The following is a 25,424-nucleotide window of genomic DNA, read 5'->3' as shown; positions in this document are numbered from 1 at the left end:
GCGCGGATTCAGCGGTGCTCCGCCGGGGTCCGGTCCGGTGGCGGTGGGGCGGCGGGCCGCACGTCGAGGGAGAGCAGCGTGCCGGCCAGCAGGCCCGCGCAGAGCAGGCCGAGCGCGGTGGCCAGGCGGCGTCGACGGGCGGGGTCGGCGGCGGACGGCGGAAAGGTCATGGGGGCGTGGCTCCTCGGGAACCGTCGGGGTTTCAGAAGGCGAAGGTCTCGCAGTGGACGCGCCGGGGCGGCACACCGGCCCGCCCCAGCGCCTCGACGGCGGCCGCGGTCATGCCCGGCGGTCCGCACAGGAACACGTCCCGCTCGGTCAGGTCCGGCAGCAGCCGGAGCAGCAGCGCGGGCGCGAGCGGGTTGTACTCGCCGTCCGAGGACCCGAGCAGGTAGTGCAGCTCGGCCTGCCGCCGGGCCGCGATCTCCTCCAGCTCCCGACGCAGCACCAGGTGGTCGGCGCTTCCCGCCCGGTACAGCAGGGCGAGGTCGCCCGGGCCGCCCGGCAGGGTCTCGAAGAGCGCCCGCATCGGGGTGATGCCCACGCCCCCGGCCAGCAGCAGCACCTTGCGGCGGGTGCGCCGGTGCGCGGTCATCGACCCGAACGGCCCGGTGGCGACCACCCGGACGCCGGGGCGCAGCCGCCGGACCCGGCGGGTGTGGTCGCCCAGCGCCTTGACGGTGATCCGCAGCGCGCCCGCCTGTGGCGCCGCGGACAGCGAGAACGGCAGCGCGGTCGACCACAGGCGGCGGGTGAGGAACCGCCAGCGGAAGAACTGGCCCGCCTCCGCCCGGAGTTCGTCCAGCCGCTCGCCCGCGATCAGCACCGAGACGACGTCCGGCCCCTCGATCTCCACCCGCACCACCCGGAGGCGGTGCCGCAGCACCTGCCGGAGCGGCACCGCGCAGCGGTACCAGAGCAGCAGCACCGCGACCTGCGCGTGCAGCAGCGACCACAGCAGGGCGAAGAACGGCGGGTCGGCGAGGTCCGGCCCGGCCGCCTCGTGGGCGAACACCAGGGAGGCGGCCAGGTAGGTCAGCAGGTGCACGGCCCGCCAGGTCTCGTGGCGCACCCGGCGGCGCACCGCCCGCGCCGAGACCGCGCCGACCAGGGCCAGCAGCGCGGTCCCGAGGGCGGCCGCGGCCAGGGCCGGGAAGGCGAGCAGCGCGCGGACGGAGGCGACCAGGTCACGGCCGGAGAAGGCCGCGAAGCCCGCCGCCGCGAGCAGCACGTGCGCCCCGACCAGGGCCAGCACGTACCGGCCGCCCCGGGCGTGCCAGCGGGCCAGGACGTCCGCGCCGACCCCGTGCTCGATCGCGGGCACCCGCGCCATCAGCAGCAGCATCACCAGCATCCCGTAGTCGGCCAGCAGCCCGGCGAGGTGCGCCCCCGTCGCCAGGACCGCGGCCAGCCGCGCGGACGGCACGGCTCCCACGGCCCAGCAGGCCGCCGTCGCCGCGCCCCCGGCCCGGATGCCGAGCAGCAGGGCCTGCGGACTCAGCCGGGGGACGGTGCCGGCCCCGGCCCGGGCGCGGTGCCGCGCGGCGGACAGGCGGGTCGGGGTCGGGCGGACGGGTGGACGGGTCGCGGGCGGGTGGACGGGCGGGGCGGGTGACGGGAGGTCACCGGGAACGGTCATGGCGAGGGACCCTGCGCTGGAGGTGAGGGACGGTCCGGCCGGTGCGCCGGCGGCCCGTCCACGACCCTAGCCAGCCTCCCCGGGGCCGGCAGCCCGCGCGGGCTTAAGGAACCTGCAAGGAACGGTAATCGCCCCTCGCCCGGTGGCCGTCACTCCCGTCCGCCGTCGGGGGAGGGGCCGAGGTCGGGGACGAGGCGGTCGGCCAGTCGGTCGGGCGTCAGGCCGAGTCCGTCGGCGAGCTCGGCGACCTTCTCCTGGGCGCGGGTGCGCAGGCCCTTGAACTTCACCCACTGCGCCAGGGCGTGGAGTTGGCGCAGCGCGGTGTCGGTGCCGAGCGCGGCCAGCACGTCCAGGCCCTCGACGGCCCGCCGGTGCGCGCCCTGGCCCGGCCACTCGCACAGCACCGGCGTCAGGCCGCGCGCCACCGCGTCGTCGCCGAACTCGCCCAGCAGGTGCAGCGCCCAGCCCTCCTTGGCGGGCATCCCGGCCAGCCGCCACTCCTGGAACAGCGCCCAGCAGAACGCCGCCAGCGCCTGCGGCCGCAGCACCTCCGCGACCTGCGCCAGCCCCGGGTACGGGTCGCGGGGCCGGGTCAGCGCCGCCATCGCCAGCACCCGCCGGACGGCCTGCCCGGACAGCGCCGAACCGTCGGGCAGCAGCAGGGGCGGCAGGGCCGACGGGTCGGCCCAGTCCGGCAGGTGCGGCATCCGGGCGGGCAGCGCGGCGACCAGCGGGTCGGCGGCCAGCAGCTCTTCGACCGGCCCGGCCACCGCCGGGCCGAACCGCTCCGCCACCGCCGCGACCAGCGCCCCGGCCCCGGTGTCCGCCGCGACCAGGCGCAGCGCCCGCTCGGCGGCCGTCCGGGCCGGGCCCGGACGGCCCACGGCGTCCGGGACGAGCAGCAGCGCCCCCGCCGTGCCGTGCCGGGCGAGCCATGAACGGGCCGTCCCGCGAACCGACTTGAGCGTGGTCAGGCCCTCCGCGAGCAGCCGGGCCGCGTCCGCGTCCAGCACCGGCAGCAGCAGCGGCGAGGCCGAACCCGGCAGCAGTCGGACGGTGTGCAGCACGGCGGGGAGTGCCGCCGTGCCGTACCGGGCCAGCACCGGACGCAGGTGCTGCGCGTCCCCGTGCGCGGCGGGCGGCCGCCAGGACGCCAGGTACGGGGTCAGCACCTCGGCCGGGCCCAGGCGCAGCAGCCGGCAGACCTGGCCGGGGCTCCCGGTCCCGAAGCTCCGCCCGGCCTCGACGGCCCAGTCGGTCGACTCCGGGTGGTCCCACCGGTCGTCGGCGTGCCCCGGGTCCGCCCAGGCGGCCCGTTCGCCGTCCTGCCAGCGCAGTTCGGGCTCCGGGTCGGTGAACAGCCCCGGGAGCGCCTTCGGCCGGGCGGGCCGGCGCGGCCGCTCCCAGGGCGGGGCGGTCAGCACGGCGGGCAGCGCCTCGGGCGGGGCGGTCGGCGCGGGGGGCCCGGCCGCCTCCAGGGCGGTGACGAACGCGGCCGTGGTGGCGTCGAGTTCGGCCAGGATCGCGGGCAGCACGTCCGCGTGCGTGCGCAGGTGGCGGTCCAGCAGGTGCCCGGCCATCGGCCGGCCGGACCGGGCGGCGGCGGCCAGCATGCGGGTGGCGCGCACCGGTTGACGGTCCGCGGCCTGTCGCAGCACCGGCCCGACGTGCCGGTCCTCGGCCCGTTCCAGCAGGGCCGCGAACGCCTCGTCGGAGGGGAACTCCAGGAGGTAGTCGGCGAGTTCGCGGACCGCTTCGCCGTCCACGTGCACCCGCAGCGCGGCGGCCAGCAGCGGCACGCACGCGGTGCCGACGCCGTCGGCGAGGGTGGCGACCACGGCCGGCGTCCACACGTACCCGTGCGGCGGGGTCGCCCCCAGCCGGGCGACCTGCGCCGCCGTGCCGAGCGCCGACAGCACCTGGCGCTGCCGCACCTGGGTGTCGTTGCCGTGCCGCGAGGGGAACTCGTCGAGCGCGGCGTCCACCCAGCCGGTCTCCGCCGGGAACAGGTACGCGGCCAGCGCCCGCCGGTCGGTGTCGGTGCGCAGCTCCGCGACCGCCGCCCGGGCCTCCTCGTAGGCGGGACGCCCGGCGATCGACAGCAGGTGCCTGGTCCAGCGCAGCAGTGCCGTCTGGGCCTCGCCGAGGTGCCGGGTGAAGCGGTTCGGCCGGGTCAGCCCCGTCCGGTGGGCGTCCGGGTCGGCGGCCCGGTAGTCGATGCCGAAGGACTCGACGGCCGCCCGGGCCGCGAACGCCAGGCCGTGCCGGGCCGTCCAGGCGTCCACCAGGTCGCCCCCGGCCGTGCGGTGGGGCAGGTGCACCGGCGGCAGCATCGCCGCGACACAGGCCGCGCCCAGCGGGTCGGCCGCCCCGTGCAGGTAGGCGCGGGCGGCCTCCAGCAGCTCCGGGTCGGTGCGCTCCGACCGGCACACCCACTGGACGGCGGTGCGGTTCCCGGCGATCAGCGCGTCCTCGACGGCGACGGCCGCCGCGTCCGGCCAGTCCGCCGGGGACTGCGCCCGGCCGCCGCGCCGCGGCACCACCAGGGTCCGCCAGTGGTCGGGCAGGGTCGGGGTGTCCTCGTCCGGGAGCGGGCCGCCGACGGCGGGTGCGGCGCCGACCGGGCGGTACCCCTGGCGCTCCTGATCGGCGATCATCCCGGCCAGCCGGGTCGAGGCGACGGCCGGATCGCCGAACGGATGCACGCCCCAGCCGGTTCCGTCGTCGGCGCCGGTCCGGCCCGCGCGGACCCGGACCGTCCCGCCGAGGAGTTCGGCCTCCCAGAACCTCGCCGCCCCGCCGCCGGCCAGCTCCCAGCGCCGCACCGTGCCCCCCGGACCACCCGCGAGAACCATCCGATCCACCCATCCGATCATGCGTGTGATCGGTTGACCGGACAGTCGGACGATCACTGCGCCGCACCCTAGCGACCGCCCCCGACAGGGCGGGACGCGACCGCCCCCGGAGGGGCGGCCGCGCCCGGGCCGACGTCGGGTCAGAACGCGGAGGTGTAGGCGGTCAGGAACGGGGCCGAGACCGGCGCCCCGCCCGGGTTGAAGCAGAGCGGGTTGAGCTTCACCGTGCCGGAGACCCGGCTCCACGGCAGCGCCAGCTGGCACCAGCCCGGGCCGGTGCCGTACGCGGTGACCTGCGCGGTGTCGGACGGCACGGCCACGCCCGGCAGGGTGACGGTGGCGGGGACGCCCGCCGCGAAGCCGTTCACGCCGCCCACCGAGTTGAAGTTCGTCCCGCCGGGCACCCCGCCGTTGAACCACAGGTAGCCGAAGGACTTCGGCGGGAACGCCGGGCCGTGCACGGCCCGCTTGACCGAGTAGCTCAGCGTCCACTGGGTGTCGTACGGCACGTTGCCGGCGTTGAAGCAGGCCACCACGAAGGTCTGCCCCGTCGCGGCCGGGGCCCAGGTCGCCACCTTGCAGCGGGCGCCCTGCGACGGGTCGACGGCCGTCACCTCGACGTTGCCCAGCTCGGTCGAGGAGCCCAGGCCCGGCAGCCACGCCTTCCAGATGCCGGTCGAACCGTGGCTGGACAGGTTCGCCCCGCCCGAGGAGTTGTACTGCGTCACCAGCGCGCCGCTCACCGTCGAGTACAGGTAGCCGTAGTCGCCGCCGGGCGGCGCGGGCGTGCCGGTGCTACTGGTGAACAGCACCGTGAACGGAGAGTTGTCGGGCGTCCCGGTCGGCTTGTAGCAGGCCACCTTGACGTCCAGTCCGGTGCCGACGGTGCCCCAGCCCTGGATCTGGCACCAGGTGCCGGTCCGGTTGACGGCGGTCGCGTGCGCGATCCCGCCCGGCCCGCCGATCAGCGGGAAGTGCACCACGTACGCGCCGAGGCCGACCTGGTCGACCTTGACCGGGTTCGCGGCCGGAGAGGCCCAACTGCCCCACTGGCGCGTGGTGTCGGGCACGTAGCCCGGCGGCGGCGTCGGGTTGTCCAGGTAGGCGAAGCCCCAGCGGTCCGGCACCGCGGCGTGCGCGGGCGCGGCCGCCGGGACGACCACCGCCAGCAGCGCCGCCAGCAGGGCGAGGACCAGCGGGACGCTGCGGGCGGGTCTGAACCCCGACGCTTCGAATCGGTCGTGCATGGACGTAACCCCCAGAGTGGTGAGGACGGTCGCCGCCCGAAGGCTCGGGCGGGCGCGACGACTCCCGCCCGGGGCGCGGCCGGAGCCGGACCGGGACGGGACGAACCGTTCGAACTACCGGACCGGGCAGGCCCGTTGGGCCGCACCGACCGGCAGCGGAGCGAGGGAGCCCGACGCCCTCGCGGCGGCGTCGCGGACACGTCGTGCACGTGCCGGACCACTGCGGGACGGGGATGGTGCGGGGCGCGGCCGGCGGCACGCCGGGACGCCCGGGAACGGGCCGCCGCCACCCCGGACAGCGGGTCGGGCAGCGGCCGTCACCGCACGGGCGGCCGCCCGACGGCGCCTCACATGCTAGGAGCGGCAAGCCCCGGCGGCCCATACCCCCGGCATGCCCACGCCCGTCGATTCCCGGCCGATCCGACCCCCGCCACCCCCGCCCCGCACCCCCCAGCCGCCGCGCCCCGCCCACCCCGTCGCCCCACCCGCCCCACCGCCCGCCCGCCGCCCCGCCCCGCACCCCCACCGGCGGCCGGAACCACGCCTCCCCGCTTCCGGTTCCGGTTCCGTTCCCGCCGCCCCGCCGGTCGGCCCCCTGCCCGGCCTCCTTGCGCGGCCCCCTTGCCCGGCCCGGGGCGGTCGCGCCGGCGTGGCATCATCGCCGGATGCGAACGATCGAAGAGCTGACCGACGTCGACGACCCGGCCTGGCCCGAACTCCGCGACCTGCTGGCCGGTGCGGCCGTCCCCGTGCGGGTGCTCCCGGCCGACCCCGTGGAGGGCGCGCGCTGCCTGCTCCAGACGCAGGTCACCGCACGGTCCACGCTGGGGGCGCTGACCCTGCACACGGGCGGGCTGCTGGTGGACGGCGGCTGGCTGCGGGTCTTCGGCGGCGGCCGGGCCGACGGCCCCGAGGGCGTCCCGGGGCTGGGGCAGGTCAACGGGTTCCCGGCGGAGTTCGACCCGGCCTGGTACCCGGCGGACGGGCTGGTCGTCGGCCACGACGTCCTCGGCGGGGTCTTCGTGCTCAACGGCCACGACCCGGCGGCCGCGCACCGCCCCGGCGCGCCCGGCCAGGTGGTCTACTTCGCGCCCGACACGCTGGCCTGGGAGGCCCTGGGCATCGGCCACTCCGGGTGGATCGGCTGGCTGCTCTCCGGCGGTTCGACCGCCTTCTACCAGGGCCTGCGCTGGCCCGGCTGGGAGGAGGAGACCGCCGGGCTCACCCCCGGCCAGGGGATCTCCACCTACCCGTTCCTCTGGTCGGAGGAGGCCGCCGCCGACCTGTCGACCACCAGCCGCCGTGCCGTGCCGATGCGCGAAGTCCTCGGCCTGGCGGCCGACTTCGCCCGGCAGACCGGCGCCTCCGTCCCCGGCTTCCTCGGCCTGGTCTGAGTCACCGCGCCTCCACCGAACTTTCCCGGGAACCGGTTGTACGGCTGCTCCCGGTGTCGTGCACGGCTGCTCCTGACCCGCCGTTCGGCGGTCGACGCGAGGGGGAGGGCGCGGGGGTGCCGCTCAGGGGGACGTCAACCTGCCTAGTTCGGTGAGGAGTTCGGAGGAGGTGACCGGGTCGAGGGTGCCGAGGCGCTCGGGGGGCCGACCGGGGACGGGCCAGTGGTCGCCGGGGCGGGTGTCCAGCCAGACGGTTTCGAAGGTCTGCTCGGGGGCTTCGCCGACCAGGCCGACGCAGATGCCGGGACGGAGTTGGACCACCAGGTGGCGGCCGTCCGGGAGGGGCTTGTGGAACCAGCGCTCCACGCCACCGTCCTCGGGGGTGCCGCGCTGCCAGCTGCGTCGGGCGAAGGACAGCAGGCGGCCGGTCGGAACGGTGGCGCGCTCGAACCGGTGCAGCCGGTACCCGGCTGCCTCCTCGGGGGTGAACACGTCGACCGGGCGGGTGAGTTGGGGGAACGGCTGGGCGAGTCCGCGCTCGGCGAACCGGGCTGTCCAGGCGGCGAGGTCCGGGCCGGGCAGTGCCGGGTGGGCGAGGCGGACCTCGGCGCCGGCGGGCAGGGGGAAGGGCACGTCGTGAACGTCGACGGGGGTGCCGTCCTCGGCGATCCGGAAGGCGGTGCCGTCGGCCGTCCACAGCAGTTGCCGGACCGGGTGGCCGAGCAGCGGGTGCGCCACCAGCAGGTCGGTGAACTCGCCGGTTTCCCAGCTGCGTTGGGAGACCATGGCGGCTTCCAGGCGGGTGAGCTGCTCGGTGGCCAGGGCCCGGGCGTCCTTCTTCAGCGCGGCGTAGCGTTTGCGGGCGGCGGCCGCCGCTTCCGGGTCGTCCTGCGGGCCGGGTGCGGGCAGGTCCTTGCGTCGCCGACCGTTCGCGCCGTCGAGCACGTACGGGCGCAACTGCTCGTCGAGGCCGACGGTGAACGTCCGTGCCCCGTAGTCGAGCACGGTGGTGCCGTCGGGGGAGAGGCCGAGGTCGGGGACGAGGCGGTCGGCCAGTCGGTCGGGCGTCAGACCGAGGGCCTCGGCGACTTCGGCGACCTTCTCCTGGGCCCGGGTGCGCAGGCCCTTGAACCTCACCCGCTGGGCCAGGGAGTGGAGTTGGCGCAGCGCGGTGTCGGTGCCGAGCGCGGCCAGCACGTCCAGGCCCTCGGCGGCCCGCCGGTGCGCGCCCTGGCCCGGCCACTCGCACAGGACGGTGGCGAGCCGCCGCGCCGCCCCGTCGTCGCCCCACTCGCCGAGCAGGTGCAGCGCCCAGGCGTCCGCGGCGGGCATCCCGGCCAGCCGCCACTCCTCGAACAGCGCCCGCGCGAAGGCGGCGGTCGACTCGGGCCGCAGCAGCGCGGCGACCTGCGGCAGCCCGGGGTACGGGTCGCGCGGCCGACCGAGGGCGGCCATGGTCAGGACGTGCCGGACGGCGGACGGCGGGAGCGCCGAACCGTCGTCCCGCAGCAGCAGGCGCGGCAGCACGCCGGGGTGCAGCCACGGAGCCGGTTCCGGCAGGCGGGCGGGCAGCGCCGCCACCAGCGGGTCGGCGGCCAGCGTCCGGCGGACCTCGGCCGCCACCCGCGCCCCCAGGCGCTCCGTCACCGCGGCGAGCAGCACGTCCGCGCCGTGCCGCCCGGCGACCAGTCGCAGCGCGTGCTCGGCGGCGTCGCGGGCCCGGCCCGCCCGGCCCGCCCGGCCGACCGCGGCCGGCGCCAGCAGCAGCGCGCCCGCCACCCCGTGCCGCTCGAACCACGAACGGGCCGTCGGGCGCAGCGACTTGAGTCGCAGCAGGGCGTCCGCCATGACGCCCGCCGCCCCGGCGTCCAGGACCGGCAGCAGCACCTGCGCGGTCCGGCCCGGCCGGACCAGCGCGGCCTCGCGCAGCAGCGGGACGGCGGCCTCCCCGTACTTGGCGAGGACCGGCCGCAGCGACTCGGCGTCGGCCCAGAAGTCGGCGGGCCGCCAGGTCGCCAGGTAGGGGGCCAGTACCTCGGCCGGGCCCTCGACCAGCAGCCGGACGCCGTACCAGAGGCCGCCGGTGCGCAGCCGCCGTTCCGCCTCGGCCCGCCAGTCGGTGCCCTCCGGGTAGGCGCGGTGCCGGTCGTCGTCCCGCGCCCACGCGGCGGCCTCGCCGTCCCGCCAGACCACCCGGACGGCCGGGTCGGGCTCGACGCCGGTCAGCGCCTTCGGCCGGTGCGCGGTGCGCGGCCCTAGCCAGGGCGGGGCGACCAGCAGGGCGGGCAGTGCGGCGACAGGGGCCTCGACGCCCCGCTCCCGGGCGTCGTCCAGCGCGCCGACGAACGCGGCGGTCGGCCCGTCCAACCTGGCCAGCAGCGCGGGCAGTTCGGGGCCGAGCGCCGCCACCCGGCCGTCCAGCAGCTGCCGGGCGGCCTCGCCGGGCCGCCCGCCGGCCCGGGCGGCGGCCGCCAGCAGCCGGAAGGCGCGCACCGGGCGGCGGTCGACGGCCCGCAGCAGGACCGGGCGCACCTCGTGGTCGGAGATCCGGTCGAGCAGCGCGCCGAAGGCCGCGTCGGACGGGAACTCGGCCAGCAGCTCGGCGAGCCGGAGCGCCGCCGGGCCGGTGTGCGCGCGGTCGAGCAGCGCCACCAGCAGCGGTGCCCCGGCCGCGCCGGGCCCGGCGGCGAGGGTGGCGGCCAGCCGCTCGGTCCAGCCGGGCGAGAGCGGGGCGGTGCGTCCGGCCGGCAGCCGCTCGACCTGCTCGGGGCCGCGCACCGCGAACAGCAGCAGGGTGCGCAGGAGCCAGCCCTCCGCCGTCCCGAGGCCGGGCTCCTCGTCCAGGCAGCCGTCCACCCAGCCGGGCACGTCGGGGGCGAGGAAGGCGGTCACGGCCCGGCGGGTCGCCGTGCTCCGGGCGGCCGTCAACTCGGCGACGGCGGCGCGGTGCTGCTCGGCGTCGGCGGCGGCCAGCGCCCGGCGAACGGCGATCGCCAGCCCCAACTCCAGCGGCATGGAACTGAATTCGACCTGCTCCGGGTCGCCGGGCAGGAGCCGGCAGACGTGCCGGTTCGGGCGGGCCTGCCGGGTGTCCACCTCGAAGGAGGTCAGCGCGGCCCGGGCGGCGAAGCCGAGGCCGAACCGGACGATCCAGGAGTCCACCAGCTCGGCGAACCCGTCCGACCCCCAGGTCTCCCACAGCAGCGCCGCGACGGTGACCGCGCCGAGCGGGTCCGGCATGCCGCGCAGGTGGGCCCGGGCGGCCCGCACCGCCGGCGGGTGGGAGTCCGGGGCGTCGAGCGCCAGGTCGATCCAGCGGCGGTTGTCGGCGATCCGCCGCCGCTCCACCGCCTCCGCGGCGGCCTCGGTGGTCGCCGTGGCCACTGCGGTCGCCGTGGTCACTGCGGCCGACGCGGTCTCGACGGCCCCGGTGGGCGCGGCCCCGTCCCGCCGCCAGGGCAGGGCGAGCGCCCGCCAGGACTCCGGCGGCACCAGCACGTCCTCGTCCGGCAGAGCGGCGCCCGGCCCCGCCCCCGGCCCCGTCTCCGCCGCCCTGCCCGCCCTGCCCGCCCTGACCCGTCCGCCGTAGCGCACTGTTCCCCTCCAGACCCGCCGACGTCCTCGTCCGGACCCTAGCGAGCGGCCCCGACAACGCCCGCCGCCGCGGGCGGGTACGGGCGGGTACGGGCGGGGCGGGCTCAGCGGCCGGTGGACTGCGCGGCCAGCGTCTGGGTGGCGATCACCGCGGCCTGCACCCGGCGCTCCACCCCGAGCTTGGCGAGCAGCCGGGAGATGTGGTTCTTGACGGTCTTCTCGGCCAGGAACACCCGCTCGCCGATCTGACGGTTGGTCAGGCCCTCGCCGATCAGCGCCAGGATCTCCCGCTCCCGGTCGGTGAGCTGCGGGACCCCGGCGGCGGGCGCGGGCGACTCGCCGCGCAGCCGGGCCATCAGCCGGGTCGCCGCGCCGGAGTCGAGCATCGACTGCCCGGCGGCCACCGTGCGGATCGCGGTCACCAGGTCGGTGCCGCTGATCTGCTTGAGGACGTAGCCCGCCGCGCCCGCCATGATCGAGTCGAGCAGGGCCTCCTCGTCGTCGAAGGAGGTGAGCATCAGGCAGGCCAGCCCGGGCATCCGGGAGCGCAGCTCGCGGCAGACCGTCACCCCGTCGCCGTCGGGCAGCCGCATGTCGAGCACCGCGACGTCGGGGCGCAGCGCGGGCACCCGGGCGAGCGCCTGCTCGACCGTCCCGGCCTCGCCCACGACCTCCAGGTCGGGCTCGGAGTCCAGCAGGTCGTGCACCCCGCGGCGGACCACCTCGTGGTCGTCCAGCAGGAACACCCTGATCGGCGCCGAAGCCTCGGACATGGCAGCAACTCCTCCTCGCGGACCGCAACACCCCGCAGTCTGCCAAACCCCGCCCGCCCGCCGACAGGGCCCTCCCGTCCCCGTCCGCCACCCGCACCCGGGACCGAACGGCCCTTGACGCCCCCGGCCCGAACGTGCTCGAACCGTCCGCACCCGGTCGACGGACCCCGCGGCGCCCCCGGAGCGTTCCCGGGTCGTTCCGCCGCCCCAACTGCTAGCCTCCCGCGATGACTTCGACATTCGACGCGGCCGTCCGCGCCCGCCTGCTGGCCCCCAACATCTGGTACGTCGGCACGGTGTTCGCCGACGGGGCGCCGCAGGTCAGCCCGATGTGGGTGGACCTGGAGGGGGACGGGGAGCTGACGTTCAACACCTCGGTGGGCCGGGTGAAGGAGGAGAACCTCCGCCGTGACCCCCGCGTGTACCTCTCGCACGCGGACGCCGCCGACCCCTTCGACCGGGTGCAGATCAGCGGCGTGGTGACCCGTTTCGTCGAGGGCCCGGAGGCGCACGAGCGGATGGACCGGCTGGCCCGCAAGTACCTGGGCGTCGAGCGCTTCGAGTGGACCATGCCGGGGGAGCGGCGGGTCTCGGTGATCGTGAGCCCGGTCAAGGTGCGGCACATCGTGGGTGTGGAGCGGTTCCGCCCCGGCGGCCCCGTCCCCGCTCCCTGACCGCCCCGGCGGGTCGGCGGGTCGGTGGGGCGGCGGGTCGGCGGGGCGGTGGGTCGGCCGGTCGGTGGGCGGCCGGGCAAACCGGGCGGCAACGGGTGATCAAGGGATCGTCAAGTGGCCGGTACCGGTGCCGGGCTGGGCCGAAGGGGGGCGTTACGCTCCAGCCTGCCCCGGACGGCGGCGGAGCTGACCTACATTGGCGTGGGAGTCCGCCCGGCGGGCCGGAGCCCCCGGCCGCCCCGGGGCCCGTCCCCCGCGACCCGCGACAGGAGCAGCACTGTGGTGACTTCCGCCCCCATGGACGGAGGCCCGGCCCGGGAGCGATTCCGGGCCTGGCTGCTGGAGGGCCTGTCCGACATGGCCAAGCAGCACCCCGGGCCGCACGCCCAGCCCACCGAGCAGCACCGGGGCCAGCGCTGGTGGAAGGTCATGTGCCTGACGGGCCTCGACTACTTCTCCACCCTCGGCTACCAGCCCGGCATCGCCGCGCTCGCCGCCGGCCTGCTCTCCCCGGTCGCCACCGTCGTGCTGGTGCTGGTGACGCTGTTCGGCGCGCTGCCGGTCTACCGCCGGGTCGCCCAGGAGAGCCCGCACGGCGAGGGCTCGATCGCCATGCTGGAGCGGCTGCTGTCGTTCTGGAAGGGCAAGCTGTTCGTCCTGGCGCTGCTCGGCTTCGCCGCCACCGACTTCATCATCACCATCACGCTGTCCGCCGCCGACGCCACCGCCCACCTGGTGGAGAACCCGCACCTGTCCGGCGTGCTGGGCGGCCACCAGGTGCTGATCACGATGGTGCTGGTGGCCGGGCTCGGCGCGGTCTTCCTGAAGGGCTTCAGCGAGGCCATCGGCGTGGCGATCGTGCTGGTCGCCGTCTACCTGACGCTGAACGTGGTGGTGGTCGCCGTCGGCCTCTGGCACGTCGTCACCGCGCCGTCCCTGGTCACCGACTGGACGCACGCGCTGAGCGTCGAGCACGGCAACCCGGTCGCGATGATCGGCGTCGCCCTGGTGGTCTTCCCCAAGCTCGCGCTCGGCCTGTCCGGCTTCGAGACCGGCGTCGCCGTGATGCCGCACATCGAGGGCGACCCGGACGACACCGAGGAGCGCCCCGTCGGACGCGTCCGCGGCGCCCGCAAGCTGCTCACCACCGCCGCCGTGATCATGAGCTGCTTCCTGATCACCACCAGCTTCATCACCACCCTGCTGATCCCCGCCCAGGACTTCGAGCCCGGCGGCCCCGCCAACGGCCGCGCCCTCGCCTACCTGGCCCACCACTACCTGGGCGGCGCGTTCGGCTCGGTCTACGACCTGTCCACCATCGCCATCCTGTGGTTCGCCGGCGCGTCCGCGATGGCCGGGCTGCTCAACCTGATGCCCCGTTACCTGCCGCGCTACGGCATGGCCCCGCACTGGGCCCGCGCGGTGCGGCCGATGGTGCTGGTGCTCACCGCGATCGCCTTCCTGATCACCTGGCTGTTCGACGCGAACGTCGACAAGCAGGGCGGCGCGTACGCCACCGGCGTGCTGGTGCTGATCACCTCCGCCGCGATCGCGGTCACCATCGCCGCCCGGGCGGCCCGCCAGCGCGGCTGGACGATCGGCTTCGCGGCCATCGCCGCGGTCTTCCTCTACACCACCGCGATCAACATCGCCGAACGCCCCGACGGCGTGAAGATCGGCGCCTGCTTCATCGCCGGCATCGTGCTGGTCTCGCTCGCCTCCCGGCTCGCCCGCGCCTTCGAACTCCGGGTCATCGACGTGCAGTTGGACGAGGTCGCGGAGCGCTTCGTCCGGGACACCGCGCACCGCACGATCCGCTTCATCGCCAACGAGCCGTCCGGCCGCGACCTCGCCGAGTACCGCGACAAGGTGCACCAGATCCGGGCCGACAACGACATCCCGACCGAGGACGACCTGGTCTTCGTCGAGGTCACCGTCCTCGACCCGTCCGACTTCGAGGCCGAGCTGAAGGTCCGCGGCGAGGTGCTGCACGACCGCTACCGGGTGCTGACGCTGGAGCACTCCAGCGTCCCGAACGCGCTCGCCGCGATACTGCTGCACGTCCGCGACACCACCGGCCAGCTGCCGCACATCTACTTCGAGTGGACCGAGGGCAACCCGTTCGCGCAGTTCCTGCGCTTCTTCCTGTTCGGCCAGGGCGAGGTCGCGCCCGTCACCCGCGAGGTCCTCCGCGAGGCCGAGGCCGACCGCGCCCGCCGCCCCCGGGTGCACGTCGGCTGAACGGACGCCCCCGCTGGCCCGCCGTCCCCGGGTGACGGGGGGTCAGCGGGCGTTCTCGTGGTCGGAGAGGGTCTTGCCGACCGCCCGCTGCAGCGGGGTCAGGTGCTGGTCCACCAGCTCCTGGAAGTCGCGGCTCCGGCCGTCCGCCCACTGGCCCATGCCGACCAGGGTGGCCCGGCCCGTGCCGGTGAAGCTCTGCACCAGACCGCTGGTCTCCGACAGCGTCGCCAGCCCCGAGCCCGGCGGCGGGGCCTGCACGCCGACCTGGTAGTCGTCGTAGGCCATGGTCAGTTCGGTCACCAGGCGGGCGGTGTCGACCTGGTCGTTCATGGTGAACACCGCCAGGTTGTACTGGTTGTGCCGCGCGTCGGTGTACAGCGCGATCTGCTCGGCCAGGCACCCCTTGGCCGAGGTCCGAATCAGCTGGATCAGCCGCGGGCCCACCGAGTCGCCCTCCACGCAGGAGTCCATGGTCTTCGACGCGACCAGGGTGTACTCCGCCCCACCGGACCCGGTCACCTTCGCCGGGAACAGCTTGTCCAGCGCCAGCAGCGAGGAGGGGGAGGAGGCAGCGGCGGTGGCCGAGGCGGTGGCGGTGGCCGAGGCGGTGGGCGGCGCGGCGGCCGGGGTGCTGCTGTCCTCCTCGGCGGGGTGGACCAGGACGTACCCGAGCGCGGTCAGCACGCCCGCGCCGACGGCGAGGGCCAGGTTGCGGGGCCAGACCCGCTTCGGCCGGGGCGCCTCGCCACCGCCCGTCCGGCCGGGCAGTTCGGACTCCTTGAAGCGGGCGGAGCGGATGAAGTTCTCGTCGAGGGGGACGTTCCAGGCGGAGTCGTCCTCGGGGCCGCGCGGCGGTTCGGGGTGGGGCATAAAGACGTACCGTAGTGAAAATGACGTATGCGATGAGTAGGTGAGGATCACATTCCGATCACACTTCCGATCAGCGTGCCGGTGTCGGGCCGCCCGCGGACGCCTGTTCGGCCCGGGTCGTCCAGCGGGCCATGAACTGGCCGACCAGCTGGGACGGCAAGGGGGTGGGAGCAGGGGCGGTGCCGGTGAAGGTGTAGAGCCACACGGTGCGGTCCGCCCGGCCGACGGACGGCGGGGGGTCGGCGGCCGGTGCCGCGGGGTCGGCGGCGGGGGCTGTGCGCAGGGCCGACACGGCGGCGTCGGCCTGTTCGGCGGAGGCCATGGTGAGGACGGACATCGTCAGGCGGCCCTCGCCGACGGTGTAGACCGCGCGCTGCGCCGCCACGCAGCGGCCCGCCCGGCGGAGCAGTTCGCCCTGCGGGGCCGGGACGGCGGGGTCGGCGCAGGAGGGCAGGTCGGCGGCCGACTCCCGGACCGGTGCGGGGCCGAGCCGGTCGGCCGGCCGCGCGGCGGGCCGCTCGGGGAAGACGGCGTCGAGCGGAGCGACCCAGTCCGCCGGCAGGGCGAGCGGGGGGACGGCGGCGGCGTTCACCTCGGTGGCGGACTCCGGCGCGCGACTCGCCGGGACGTACAGCAGCCACGCGCCGACGGCGGCCAGCACCAGCGCGCTCCCGCTCAGCACCAGCCTGCGCAGCCCCGTCCGCGGCCCGGGCTCCGGCGGCCCGGCGGGCCGCGCGTGCAGGGTGTCCTCCCGGAACGCCGCGGCGCGGACGAACTCCTCGTCGAGGGTGAGGTTCCAGTCGGGATCGTGGTCGCCGCCTGGCGCGGGGTCGGAAGGGCGCATGACGATCCACGGTAGTGAGCCCGGACTGTCAGAAGTTGATCATCACATCACAGTAATGTCACATCTGACGTTCTTTCATGAACCCGCGCTCAGCGGGCCGGTGTGCCCGGTGTGCCCGGGGCGCCGTTCGGGCCGGCGGGCTCGGGGGCCCAGGCGCCGACGCCGAGCCGGCCCGTGGTGCCCAGGTCCAGTTCCGGGGTCACCATCACCGGCGCCGCGCCCGGGACGGCCCGCACCCGCGCGTACGGGGCGTTCACCGGCTCCGACTCCAGGCCGGTCGTGTTGCGCCAGACCAGGACCGCCACCGCCCCCTGGCCGGACCGCAGGGTGAAGCGCCGCTGCGGCACGTCCGCGCCGGTGCCCGTGGCGATCTCCGCGCCGCCGGCCAGCACGCGCACCGAGTCGACCCGGCGGTGCGCCCCGTCGAGCACCTCCACCTCCGGGCGGCCGTTCAACTCGACCGCCGCCGTCCCGCAGTTGACCAGGTGCAGCCCCACCGCCCGCAGGCCCATCGCGGCGTCGGGCCGGTCCGTGAACACCCGCATCCCGGAGGCCGGGCACGGGCCGTCCGGCGCGGGCGCCTCGGCCGTCGGCACGCTGCGGACCCGGAGGACCCGCACGTCGGGCACCATCGGCGGCCGGTCCGCACCCTTGCGCTGCGCGCCGACCCCGCCGCCGCCCACCGTGAAACGGCCCGTCGCCGTCCCGCCCGCCGGAACGGCCCTGACCGTGGCGGTCGGATCGTCGCTCGGAAACTCGCCCGCGCCCGACCGGCGGAACAGCACCGACACGTCCATCGGCTCGGTGCCCCGGTTGGTCACCTCGTACTCCGCGCACACCTCGTTCGCCGCCAGGATGCGCACCCCGTCCATCGACCAGCCCGGATGCGGCTCCGCCCCGCCGGTCGGCCACACCGCCGCCGCCCCGCACGGGCCCGCCGACGCCGACGCCGCCGGACCGCCGCCCGCCGCCGACCCGGACACGCTGCCGCACCCCGCCAGGGCCAGGACGGCGAACAGCGCGGTGCCGCCCGCCGCCAGCGGCAGCGGACGCCGCACGGCGGGGGAGGAGGGGAGGACGGGCGCGGTCATCCGCCCATCCGATCACATCGTGCACGCACCGGACTGTGGCCCGGCTCACAGCCACCGCAACAGCCCCGCAACAGCACACCCGCCGTCCGGGCCCGCCGTCCGGGCGGGACCCGCGGTCAGGGCCGGGCGAGCGGGACGCCCTCGGGGCGGCCGGCCAGCAGGGCGGCGAGCTGGTCCGCGCAGCGCAGCGCGGCCCGCTCCATCGCGTCCCGGGTCATCCCCGCCACGTGCGGGGTCAGCAGGGCGTTCGGCAGGCCGACCAGCGGGGAGGCGAAGGCGGCGTGCTCGTGGACGAAGGTGTCGACGGCCGCCGCCGCGAGCGGGTGCGCCGGGTCGCGCAGCGCCGCCGCGAGGGCGTGCTCGTCGACCACGCCGCCGCGCGCCGTGTGCACCAGCACCGCGCCGGGCGGCAGCAGCGCCAACTCCCGGGCCCCGATCAGGTTCCGGGTCGCGTCGGTGAGCGGGACGTGCAGCGAGAGGACGTCGCTCACAGCCAGCAACTCGTCCAGCGAGCCCAGGAGTTCGACCCCTTCCAGCGGCGCCGGCGTCCGCGACCCGGCCGACACCCGCAGGCCGAGCGCCCGCGCCCGGACGGCCAGCGCCCGCCCGGTCCGGCCCAGCCCGACGATGCCCAGGCGCAGCCCCGACAGGCCCCGGGACGGCCCGGGCGACACCCAAGCGCCCTGCTGGCAGGCGGCGTTGAGGCCGACCAGCTGCCGGGTCAGGGCCAGTGCCTGGGCCAGGGCGAACTCGGCGACGGCCTCCGCGTTGGAGCCCGGCGTGTGCGTGACGGCCACCCCGAGCCGGGCCGCCGCCGCCAGGTCGACGTGGTCGGTGCCCGCGCCCGCCCGGCCGATCGCCCGCAGCGGGCGGGCCAGCGCCGGATCGGTCGCCGCCGCCAGGAACCCGGCCCGCAGCGGGGCCCCGGCCCGGGACTTCACCGCGTCGAACCCCCGCCCGCCGCACCGGACTTCGGCCACCAGTGCGGCCGGGTCGAACAGGTCGAGATCGGTGAACGCCACCCGCCCGGCCCAGGCCGCCCGGGCCTCGTCCGGCCGCTCCACCCGGCGCAGGTTCAGCGTGACGTCCAGCCCGTGCCCGAGCAGCCGCTCCAACTCCCGCCCGAGCAGCTCGCCCGGCGCGGCGTCCAGCAGCAGCACCCGTGCGGCCGAAGGCACTTGACGGCCCATCAGAACGGGAGGGAGTGCAGCCGCGCCGGACCGCCGTCCGGCCAGCGGGCCCCCGCCGCGACGGCCGTCCACATCGCGCCGAGCGGAACGGGCGCCGGGCCGTCCGGCTGGTCCGCCGTCACCGGGTCCGGCAGCGCCGTCCAGCCGAGCCGGGCGTACAGCGGGGCCCGGTCCGGCAGGCAGAACAGCAGGGCCAGGCCGAGCCCGTCGGCGCGCGCCGCGTCCAGCGCCCCCGCCACCGCGATCCGGGCCAGCCCCTGGCCCCGCCACCCCGGGTCGACGATCACCCCGCCGACGCCCGCGACCTCGAAGCGCCGCCCGCCGACCTCGACCGGCGCCGTCACCAGCCCCGCGTGGGCGACGACCCGCCCGCCCCGCCGGACCCCGAAGTGCCGGTCCTTCGGCCGCCAGGTCACCGGCAGCACGCCGACCTCGAACGGGTCCGCCGCGCCGCCGCCCAGCGCCCGCACCTCCGGCCAGCCCCACGTGGCCAGCTCCACCGCCGCCGACCCCGACTCCGCCGACCCCGACCCGTCCGTCATGCCCGCTCCCCGTTCCGTTCCGGTGTGCCCGTCGTCCGGGCCCGTCATCCGCAGTCGCACCCGCAGTCGCAGCAGTCACAGCCGTCGCAGCAACTGCAGCAGTCGCAGTCGCAGCCGCTGCAGCAGTCGCACCCGTCGCAGCAGTCGTTGCGCCGGCAGTACGCCTCGCGGCGCTCCCGGGAGAACGGGTCGTCGTGGCTGCAGCACAGCAACTGGCAGGTGCAGGCCATCGCCAGCCACACCGCGCAGCCCGGGATCAGCGAACGCGGCTGCTTCGGCTCCTCCGGGTGGCCGTGGCCGGGCCGCTGGTACGGGTTGTTCGGGTCCAGTCCGGGCGGCGCGGTGCTCGCGCAGGCGTGACCGGGCCGCCCGAACACCCGGTCCACGGCCTCGCCGGTCTCGTGCGCCAGCAGCCGGTGCACCAGCGCCCGGTCGGTGAACTCCACCTCGGACAGCGCCAGCCGGATGCCGTGCACCGCGTCCCGGCACAGCCGTTCCGCCTCCGCCTGCGCGGTACCGGTGACGGTCAGCGGGTTCCACAGGCCCTTCGCCTCGTCCTCCGCCCGGTCCTCCGCCGCGTCCAGCAGGTGCGCCAGCCGCCCGAACAGCCGGCCCGCCTCGGCCAGCGCCGCCGCGTTGCCCGGACGCCCCGCCAGCACCGCCGTGTGCGCGAACGCCGCCGCAGTGGCCTCCTCCGTCGGCGCCGTCGCCAGCAGCAGCGGGCCGCCCGCCGTCACCGCCGACTCCGCCGCCTCCTGCCGCCCTGCCGCCGCCAGCAGCACCCCCGTGTCGAAACCCACCACGGCCGCGCTGCCCGCGCTCTGCCGCTCCCAACGGCGCGTCACCCGCCGCGCCCCCGCCGCGACCGGGCGGCGCGCGAACACGCCGTCACCGTCCAGCACGTGGTCCCGGACCTTTACCGACGCCAACGCCAACGAGACCGCCGCCGCCAGCCGGGCCCCCTCGCCGCGCGCCACCGGCGCCGTCCGCATCCCCCGCAACGGGCACGGCCCGGCCGTCCGGCGGTCGGCGGCCTTCGGCGACTGCGCCTCCACCAGCACCGAGATCACCAGACCGTCGTAGTTGGTCGCCGTCCGCGCCAACTGCCCGTGGTCGTCCCGCAGCGCCAGGCACAACCCGCACAGGTGCGCCATCCACGAAGCGTGCAGCCGCTCCGACAACCGGTGCCGACACGGCCTGATGATCCCGAACACACGCGCCCCTTCCGCCCCACCCGTTTGACCTGCGCCATCCTAGTGACGCACCCCGCAGGGCAGAAGGTTCCGATCCGCACCTGCCGGGGCGGGTGGGGCATGGCCGGTGGGCGGGCAGAAGGCTCCGACTCGTACCCGCCGACAGGCAGGGGCGGGGGAAGGGAAGCGGCGGACGGGCCCCGGCCCGTCCCTGCCGGTGCCGGGGTCAGGGGGTGGTGCCGTCCGGGCCGCCGGTGAAGAGGGGCCCGGCGGGGGAGTCGAGGCGCCAGGGGTGGGCGGGGCCGCCCGGGGACGGGTCGGGGGCGACGGCGAGGGAGTGGCCGGTGTCGAAGACCAGCAGCAGGCCGCCCGCCGGGGTGACGGTCGCCGCCGTCACGACCGCGTCGGCGAGCCGGGCCAGCGGGCCGGACGGGGAGACGCCCAGTGCCGGGTAGAAGTGGTCGACCTCGGCGGCGCGCAGCAGCCGGAAGTCGTTCTCCACCGTCAGCCGCAGCCCGTCGTCCAGCTCCAGCACCAGCCGGTCACCGCCCCGGAGGGTCCGCACCGCCCGCCCGCCCACCGCGGACCCGACCGACGACCACTCCACCGCCCACCTCCACGCGCCGCCCGGGGCCGACCAGGTCCGCCGGGCCGCCGGGACCGCTCCGACCTGCCTATTCATACCCGGTGCGGCCCCCGTCACCCGCCGCGAACCGCCGGGGCCCGGTTCGGCCGGCCCCGTCCGGCGGCGCGCCGCACAGCAGTTCGGCGGGCCCGGCCCCGGGCGGCAGCGCGCGGACGGCCAGACACGCCGTCAGCCGCCGCAGCGCGGACGGCCGCAGCACCTCCGCCGCCTCCGCCGGGGTGCACAGCCGCCACTCGACGATCTCCTCCTCCTGCAGCCGGATCGCCGCCAACTGCTCCGGCGTCACCGTCCCGCCGTCGTACGTCAGCGACAGGTGCGGCGGGTCCCACGGGTGGTCGGCGATCCAGTCGACGGTGAGCAGCCGCCCGGGCTCGCGCCGCCAGCCCAGCTCCTCCAGGGTCTCCCGGCGGGCGGCGTCCCGGGGCAGCTCCCGGTCGGCCTCGACGGAGCCGCCGGGCAGCAGCCAGCCCGACTGGCCCTCCCAGGGCGTCAGCCGCAGCAGTAGCACCCGCCCGGCGGCGTCCGTGAACAGCATCCGGGCCTTCGCCCGCAGCCGGGGCAGGCCCGCCAGGTACGCCGCCCGGTCCAGCGGCGGGACGACGACGGCCTCGCCGGCACCCGGCAGCAGACCGGCCGGGCCGGTGTACGGCGGGGCCGGGCGCGACCCCGGGTGCAGCGCGCTGTGGCCGACCGGACGGCCGTCCGCGAGTTCCAGCGGCGCGGCCGAACGCGGGGCCCGCAGACAGGCCCCGACCCGGCGCGCCAGCACCGGCGTCAGCGCCGAGTCGAGCTGATCGGCCGTCAGGTGGGCGAAACCGCTCAGCTCCGCGGCCTGCGGACGGAGCGCCGCGAGCTGCTCCGCCGTCAGCGGGTCCGCCCAGTACAGGAACACCACCAGCGGCGGCCGCCCGGCGTCGCGCGACCAGTCCAGGCAGGCCAGCTCCCGCAGCACCGGCGTGACGCCCCACTCCTCCCGCACCTCCCGGACGGCGGTCGCCCGGGCCGCGGCGTCCGCGACCTCCCACCCGCCCCCCGGCACCTCGACGGGGTGCGCCGACCGGTACGCCACCAGCACCCGCCCCCGCTCGTCGGGGAACAGCACCCCCGCCGCCACCAGCACGTCCCGACCCGACACCGCCGCCCCTCTCCGCCCGATTCCCCGCGCCCCCAGAATGGCGCACCCGCCCCGGGCCGGGGAGAGGACGGACCGGGCCCGGGACGGGAAAAGCCGCGGAGCCCGCGACGGACCCGACGGGTCGTCACGAGCTCCGGGCGGTCGCCCCGTTCGGGGCGGGGGGCGTCAGGCGTTCGCCCGCGCCTCCTGCAACTGGGCGTAGGGCGCGAGCTTGCGCAGGGACTCGATGCTCTTCAGGCACTGCTCACGGGACTCCTCAGGGTCTCCGGTGACCACGACGGCCCCGTTGGCCGCCTTCAGGCGGAAGCGGTGGTTACCCGACTCGTCCGTGTAAAGCTCGAACTTCCCGGCCATGGAAATGCGCACCTCTCGCTCGGATGGCCCCCCGGCAGCCAACGTAGGGTCAACTTCCTTCCCCCGCCTCCCGGCTGTGCCGTTCGAGTGCCCGGCCGGACCGGCGGCACGGCCGACGGCGGACGCGGTCTTCCGACGGACGGCGTGACGGTTCGGAGGGTGGGGCGACCGGTGGCCGTGTCATATTCTTGGGTCCATGTCGAATCCCGACGGGTTGCTCGTCGACATCGCCGCGATGGTCGAGTCCGAGCACAACAATCAGATGTCCCTGACCGTGGTGGTCCCCGGGGCGGTGATCACCGGCAGGCTCGCGCCGGTGACACTGTGGTGGGAACGGGTGGCGGAGGTCCTCCAGGCTTCGGAGCACCTGAAGCCGTTCGCCGCTCTTTTCGCGTCGCCCCCCGAAAGCCGCACGGTGCCGCCCACCCACCTGCATTTCCACCGGGCGAAGATCCTGCAAGGAGACTTCGGACTGCCGCACACCGGCGGCATGTACCGCATCGCCATCGACGACGTCAGCAGTTGGACGGTCGGGGACCTCAGCTACTCCGACTCCTGACGACCGGGGCGGCCGTGCCCGGCACACCGCCGGGCACGGGCGCGCCGGACGGCCCGGTGGCGCCCGTTCGCGGGCGCGGAGCAGTGCGCGTTGCCCCTCCCGGAACGGGGCAACGGCCTCTCAGCGGCTGCCGGTCCCGTCGGCGCCGGGGGCGCCGGACAGGCACCGCGTCGTCTGCGGGCGGACGGTGCTGGTGGACCGGCGGTCGACGATGCTGAGCGGACCCAGCCCGCCCACCAGGGACAGGACGCGTGCGGTGGTCGGCGAGCCGGGGGAGCCGGGGACCGGTTCGAGAACGGTCAGGGTGGAGACGTCCGTCAGGAGTTCGGGGGTCAGCACGCCCACCCTGCCGACCCGGACGGTGCGGCCGGCGGGGAGCCACGGAGGCAGCGCCGCCCCGGGAGCGCCGAGCAGCATCACCAGGTCGCTCTGCCGGGCCGCCGACTCGACGGCGTCGCGCTGGTCCGACGCCCGGTAGCACCACTGGTCGGGATGCTGTCCGCGCAGTGCGGGGAACCGTCGGCGGAGCACGGCGACGATCTCGCGCAGCTCTTGCACCGGAGTGCAGGGCACGGCGACGAAGGAGGTCCTCTTCGGGTTCGCCGGTGCGACCAGCTCGGCCTGCTCCGGCGACCTCACCGTCAGCGTCTCGGGACGGCCCGGCACCACCGCTTCGGGCGGCAGGGCGCCGAGGGCGCCGAGGGTGCCGAAGGCGCCGGATCCTGAGCCGACGAGGAGGAGCGACTCGCCCTGGCCGAGGTGGAGTGCGGCCGTCCGCCGGGCCTCGCCCACGGCCGGGCAGGGCTCACGGTGGGCGGCAGGCGTGTTCTCCGGAACGGGGTCCGGTGACCGGCGGGGGCCGGGCGCCGTGAGGTGACTGCGGGCGGAGGGGCACGCGGTGGCAGGGGCGGGCAGAAGAATCCGGCGGGTGCGCAGCGCGGCAGTGAAGGTCTGCACCGCGAGGCGGGCGGCCGAGACATGGCGGGCCGGCGCCACCAGGGCCACACCCACCGCGTTCCCGTCCTGGTCGAGGTAGGTGGTCGCCAGCATGCCGGGACGTCCGTTCTGATGGGCAGCGGGTTCGCCCGCGCCCGGAGGACGGACCGCCCCGCTCGCGTGGGCGATCCCCCGGGCGGCCAACCACGCCGCCAGCAGCGGAGCGGCCGGAAGCCGCACGGTCCCGCGCTGCGGATGCTCGAACGAGGTCACCACCGTGACCCTGTCCTGCGGAGCAGCCGCTGCGCGGAAGAACTCCGTCATGGTCGACCGATGCACGTGTGGTCATCCTTCTGCGTTTCGAGGTCCGGGCAGGGAGCGCCCGGCACACTGCCCGGTATTCGGCAGTGCGCCCCCTCGGGATGGGGAGCCTCGGGGGCGCGCGGTCGCACCCGGCGGGCGTGCGGGGCTCACGGGCGTGGTGAACACGCGCCCCCGAGGCCCCGGCGGCGGAGCGTGCGCACGGTGGGCGGCGTTCACTCGGGCGCCCCGGTCCGCTCGGCGAGCCGCAGCGCCTCCTCCAGCAGGGCCTCCACGATGCGTGACTCGGGTACGGTGCGCACGATCTCCCCCTTGACGAAGATCTGCCCCTTGCCGTTGCCCGAGGAGACGCCGAGGTCGGCCTCGCGGGATTCGCCGGGCCCGTTGACCACGCATCCCATGACGGCGACCCGGAGCGGGACCGGGAACCCCTCGAAGGCCGCCTCCACCTCGCGGCTGAGGCGGTGGATGTCGACCTGGAGCCGGCCGCAGCCCGGGCAGGAGACGATCTCCAGCTTGCGCGGGCGGAGCCCCAGGGACTGCAGGATGTGGTTCCCGGCCTTGACCTGCTCCACGGGCGGGGCGGAGGTGGAGACCCGGATGGTGTCGCCGATGCCCTCGTGGAGCAGGATGCCGAAGGCGACGGCGGACTTGACGGCGCCCTGCAGTTCGGGGCCGGCCTCGGTCACGCCGAGGTGGAGCGGATAGTCGCAGGCTTCGGCGAGCAGCCGGTAGGCGGCGATCGTGGTGAGCGGGTCGTGGTGCTTGACGGCGATCTTGAGGTCGCGGAAGCCGTGCTCCTCGAAGAGCGAGGACTCCCACAGGGCGGACTCGACCAGCGCCTCCGGCGTCGCCTTCCCGTACTTGGCGAGCAGCCGGTTGTCGAGCGAGCCGGCGTTGACCCCGATCCGGATCGGCACGCCCGCGGCGGCGGCCGCCCGGGCGATCTCCTTGACCTTGTCGTCGAAGGCCTTGATGTTGCCGGGGTTGACCCGGACCGCGGCGCAGCCGGCGTCGATGGCGGCGAAGACGTAGCGGGGTTGGAAGTGGATGTCGGCGATGACCGGGATGGGGGACTTGCGGACGATGGCCGGCAGGGCCCGGGCGTCGTCCTGGGAGGGGACGGCGACGCGGACGATGTCGCAGCCGGCGGCGGTGATCGCGGCGATCTGCTGGAGGGTGGCGTCGACGTCGGCGGTGACGGTGGTGGTCATGGTCTGCACCGAGACGGGCGCGTCGCCCCCGACGGGTACGGTGCCGACCTGGATCTGCCGGGAGGCGCGGCGCTTGGGGAGCGGAGCCTGGAGGCTGAGCATCGTCTCTCCG

At 76.4% G+C, this 25,424-nt stretch carries 21 protein-coding genes; 4 read left to right on the top strand and 17 right to left on the bottom strand.

The features are described 5' to 3' along the window. Nucleotides 1-8: 8 nt before the first annotated feature. The 4 genes from ACIQBJ_RS03470 to ACIQBJ_RS03455 form a co-directional block, all read right to left on the bottom strand. Nucleotides 9-170, bottom strand: a complete 162-nt coding sequence (locus tag ACIQBJ_RS03470) for a hypothetical protein (RefSeq protein WP_400702696.1) — start codon at nt 168-170, stop codon at nt 9-11. Between the two features lie 32 nt (nt 171-202). Then, nucleotides 203-1,639 carry a ferric reductase-like transmembrane domain-containing protein gene (locus ACIQBJ_RS03465; RefSeq protein WP_400702693.1) on the bottom strand — a complete coding sequence of 479 codons (1,437 nt, stop codon included), beginning with the start codon at nt 1,637-1,639 and terminating at the stop codon, nt 203-205. Between the two features lie 149 nt (nt 1,640-1,788). Next, complete coding sequence (locus ACIQBJ_RS03460; protein ID WP_400702690.1) at nt 1,789-4,503, bottom strand: hypothetical protein; 2,715 nt, start codon at nt 4,501-4,503, stop codon at nt 1,789-1,791. Between the two features lie 131 nt (nt 4,504-4,634). Continuing rightward, nucleotides 4,635-5,741, bottom strand: a complete 1,107-nt coding sequence (locus tag ACIQBJ_RS03455) for a hypothetical protein (protein ID WP_400702687.1) — start codon at nt 5,739-5,741, stop codon at nt 4,635-4,637. A 665-nt stretch (nt 5,742-6,406) separates the two neighbouring features. Between ACIQBJ_RS03455 and ACIQBJ_RS03450 the strand changes: the two genes are divergently transcribed. Next, on the top strand, nt 6,407-7,135 hold the full coding sequence (locus ACIQBJ_RS03450; protein WP_400702684.1) for a DUF2625 domain-containing protein: 729 nt from the start codon (nt 6,407-6,409) through the stop codon (nt 7,133-7,135). A 123-nt stretch (nt 7,136-7,258) separates the two neighbouring features. On the opposite strand, the gene ACIQBJ_RS03445 is transcribed toward ACIQBJ_RS03450, so the two are convergent. Together ACIQBJ_RS03445 and ACIQBJ_RS03440 are read right to left on the bottom strand one after the other, a co-directional pair. Beyond that, the gene (locus tag ACIQBJ_RS03445) at nt 7,259-10,729 is read right to left on the bottom strand and encodes a DUF4132 domain-containing protein (protein WP_400702681.1); all 3,471 of its coding nucleotides are present in this window, start codon (nt 10,727-10,729) and stop codon (nt 7,259-7,261) included. A gap of 104 nt (nt 10,730-10,833) precedes the next feature. Further along, complete coding sequence (locus tag ACIQBJ_RS03440; RefSeq protein ID WP_400702678.1) at nt 10,834-11,502, bottom strand: response regulator; 669 nt, start codon at nt 11,500-11,502, stop codon at nt 10,834-10,836. A gap of 227 nt (nt 11,503-11,729) precedes the next feature. Between ACIQBJ_RS03440 and ACIQBJ_RS03435 the strand changes: the two genes are divergently transcribed. Further along, nucleotides 11,730-12,176, top strand: coding sequence for a TIGR03618 family F420-dependent PPOX class oxidoreductase (locus ACIQBJ_RS03435; protein WP_400702675.1), 447 nt, complete (start codon nt 11,730-11,732; stop codon nt 12,174-12,176). Nucleotides 12,177-12,473: 297 nt separating this feature from the next. Continuing rightward, nucleotides 12,474-14,417 carry an amino acid transporter gene (locus ACIQBJ_RS03430; protein ID WP_400703483.1) on the top strand — a complete coding sequence of 648 codons (1,944 nt, stop codon included), beginning with the start codon at nt 12,474-12,476 and terminating at the stop codon, nt 14,415-14,417. Nucleotides 14,418-14,459: 42 nt separating this feature from the next. Here the strand turns inward: ACIQBJ_RS03430 and ACIQBJ_RS03425 are convergent, their stop codons facing one another. From ACIQBJ_RS03425 to ACIQBJ_RS03385, 9 genes are all read right to left on the bottom strand, one after another. Next, complete coding sequence (locus ACIQBJ_RS03425) at nt 14,460-15,287, bottom strand: hypothetical protein (protein ID WP_400702672.1); 828 nt, start codon at nt 15,285-15,287, stop codon at nt 14,460-14,462. A gap of 70 nt (nt 15,288-15,357) precedes the next feature. After that, complete coding sequence (locus ACIQBJ_RS03420) at nt 15,358-16,131, bottom strand: hypothetical protein (protein ID WP_400702669.1); 774 nt, start codon at nt 16,129-16,131, stop codon at nt 15,358-15,360. 89 nt (nt 16,132-16,220) lie between these two features. Further along, nucleotides 16,221-17,222, bottom strand: coding sequence for a DUF4232 domain-containing protein (locus ACIQBJ_RS03415; protein ID WP_400702666.1), 1,002 nt, complete (start codon nt 17,220-17,222; stop codon nt 16,221-16,223). Nucleotides 17,223-17,338: 116 nt separating this feature from the next. Then, nucleotides 17,339-18,400, bottom strand: coding sequence for an NAD(P)-dependent oxidoreductase (locus tag ACIQBJ_RS03410; RefSeq protein ID WP_400702663.1), 1,062 nt, complete (start codon nt 18,398-18,400; stop codon nt 17,339-17,341). A gap of 11 nt (nt 18,401-18,411) precedes the next feature. Then, on the bottom strand, nt 18,412-18,954 hold the full coding sequence (locus ACIQBJ_RS03405) for a GNAT family N-acetyltransferase (protein WP_400702660.1): 543 nt from the start codon (nt 18,952-18,954) through the stop codon (nt 18,412-18,414). 44 nt (nt 18,955-18,998) lie between these two features. Next, nucleotides 18,999-20,168 carry a DUF5685 family protein gene (locus tag ACIQBJ_RS03400; RefSeq protein WP_400702657.1) on the bottom strand — a complete coding sequence of 390 codons (1,170 nt, stop codon included), beginning with the start codon at nt 20,166-20,168 and terminating at the stop codon, nt 18,999-19,001. A 205-nt stretch (nt 20,169-20,373) separates the two neighbouring features. After that, nucleotides 20,374-20,754 carry a DUF6188 family protein gene (locus ACIQBJ_RS03395; RefSeq protein WP_400702654.1) on the bottom strand — a complete coding sequence of 127 codons (381 nt, stop codon included), beginning with the start codon at nt 20,752-20,754 and terminating at the stop codon, nt 20,374-20,376. A 67-nt stretch (nt 20,755-20,821) separates the two neighbouring features. Next, complete coding sequence (locus tag ACIQBJ_RS03390) at nt 20,822-21,928, bottom strand: NUDIX hydrolase (protein ID WP_400702651.1); 1,107 nt, start codon at nt 21,926-21,928, stop codon at nt 20,822-20,824. A gap of 165 nt (nt 21,929-22,093) precedes the next feature. Further along, nucleotides 22,094-22,282 carry a YegP family protein gene (locus ACIQBJ_RS03385; protein ID WP_400702648.1) on the bottom strand — a complete coding sequence of 63 codons (189 nt, stop codon included), beginning with the start codon at nt 22,280-22,282 and terminating at the stop codon, nt 22,094-22,096. Nucleotides 22,283-22,478: 196 nt separating this feature from the next. Between ACIQBJ_RS03385 and ACIQBJ_RS03380 the strand changes: the two genes are divergently transcribed. Continuing rightward, a complete protein-coding gene (locus tag ACIQBJ_RS03380) occupies nt 22,479-22,841 on the top strand; it encodes a hypothetical protein (RefSeq protein ID WP_400702645.1) in 363 nt (120 codons plus the stop codon). Nucleotides 22,842-22,961: 120 nt separating this feature from the next. Here ACIQBJ_RS03380 and ACIQBJ_RS03375 read toward each other — a convergent pair whose 3' ends face one another. Next, nucleotides 22,962-23,891, bottom strand: coding sequence for a hypothetical protein (locus ACIQBJ_RS03375; protein WP_400702642.1), 930 nt, complete (start codon nt 23,889-23,891; stop codon nt 22,962-22,964). A gap of 422 nt (nt 23,892-24,313) precedes the next feature. Then, on the bottom strand, nt 24,314-25,414 hold the full coding sequence (ispG, locus tag ACIQBJ_RS03370; protein WP_400702639.1) for a flavodoxin-dependent (E)-4-hydroxy-3-methylbut-2-enyl-diphosphate synthase: 1,101 nt from the start codon (nt 25,412-25,414) through the stop codon (nt 24,314-24,316). Nucleotides 25,415-25,424 lie beyond the last annotated feature (10 nt).

Origin of the sequence: Kitasatospora sp. NPDC088391 (assembly GCF_044753345.1) — a bacterium.
Classification (GTDB): Bacteria; Actinomycetota; Actinomycetes; order Streptomycetales; family Streptomycetaceae; genus Kitasatospora.
Note: the sequence above shows the minus strand (reverse complement) of the source record. Positions and strands in the feature narration are given on the sequence as shown.

Bases quoted from the DNA above. Each gene is read 5' to 3' on its own strand.
- ACIQBJ_RS03375 (WP_400702642.1), bottom strand. From the start codon at position 23,891: ATGCTGGCGACCACCTACCTCGACCAGGACGGGAACGCGGTGGGTGTG.
- ACIQBJ_RS03380 (WP_400702645.1), top strand. From the start codon at position 22,479: ATGTCGAATCCCGACGGGTTGCTCGTCGACATCGCCGCGATGGTCGAG.
- ACIQBJ_RS03415 (WP_400702666.1), bottom strand. From the start codon at position 17,222: ATGACCGCGCCCGTCCTCCCCTCCTCCCCCGCCGTGCGGCGTCCGCTG.
- ACIQBJ_RS03420 (WP_400702669.1), bottom strand. From the start codon at position 16,131: ATGCGCCCTTCCGACCCCGCGCCAGGCGGCGACCACGATCCCGACTGG.
- ACIQBJ_RS03430 (WP_400703483.1), top strand. From the start codon at position 12,474: ATGGACGGAGGCCCGGCCCGGGAGCGATTCCGGGCCTGGCTGCTGGAG.
- ispG (WP_400702639.1), bottom strand. From the start codon at position 25,414: ATGCTCAGCCTCCAGGCTCCGCTCCCCAAGCGCCGCGCCTCCCGGCAG.
- ACIQBJ_RS03405 (WP_400702660.1), bottom strand. From the start codon at position 18,954: ATGACGGACGGGTCGGGGTCGGCGGAGTCGGGGTCGGCGGCGGTGGAG.
- ACIQBJ_RS03470 (WP_400702696.1), bottom strand. From the start codon at position 170: ATGACCTTTCCGCCGTCCGCCGCCGACCCCGCCCGTCGACGCCGCCTG.
- ACIQBJ_RS03425 (WP_400702672.1), bottom strand. From the start codon at position 15,287: ATGCCCCACCCCGAACCGCCGCGCGGCCCCGAGGACGACTCCGCCTGG.
- ACIQBJ_RS03385 (WP_400702648.1), bottom strand. From the start codon at position 22,282: ATGGCCGGGAAGTTCGAGCTTTACACGGACGAGTCGGGTAACCACCGC.
- ACIQBJ_RS03465 (WP_400702693.1), bottom strand. From the start codon at position 1,639: ATGACCGTTCCCGGTGACCTCCCGTCACCCGCCCCGCCCGTCCACCCG.
- ACIQBJ_RS03450 (WP_400702684.1), top strand. From the start codon at position 6,407: ATGCGAACGATCGAAGAGCTGACCGACGTCGACGACCCGGCCTGGCCC.
- ACIQBJ_RS03440 (WP_400702678.1), bottom strand. From the start codon at position 11,502: ATGTCCGAGGCTTCGGCGCCGATCAGGGTGTTCCTGCTGGACGACCAC.
- ACIQBJ_RS03435 (WP_400702675.1), top strand. From the start codon at position 11,730: ATGACTTCGACATTCGACGCGGCCGTCCGCGCCCGCCTGCTGGCCCCC.
- ACIQBJ_RS03455 (WP_400702687.1), bottom strand. From the start codon at position 5,741: ATGCACGACCGATTCGAAGCGTCGGGGTTCAGACCCGCCCGCAGCGTC.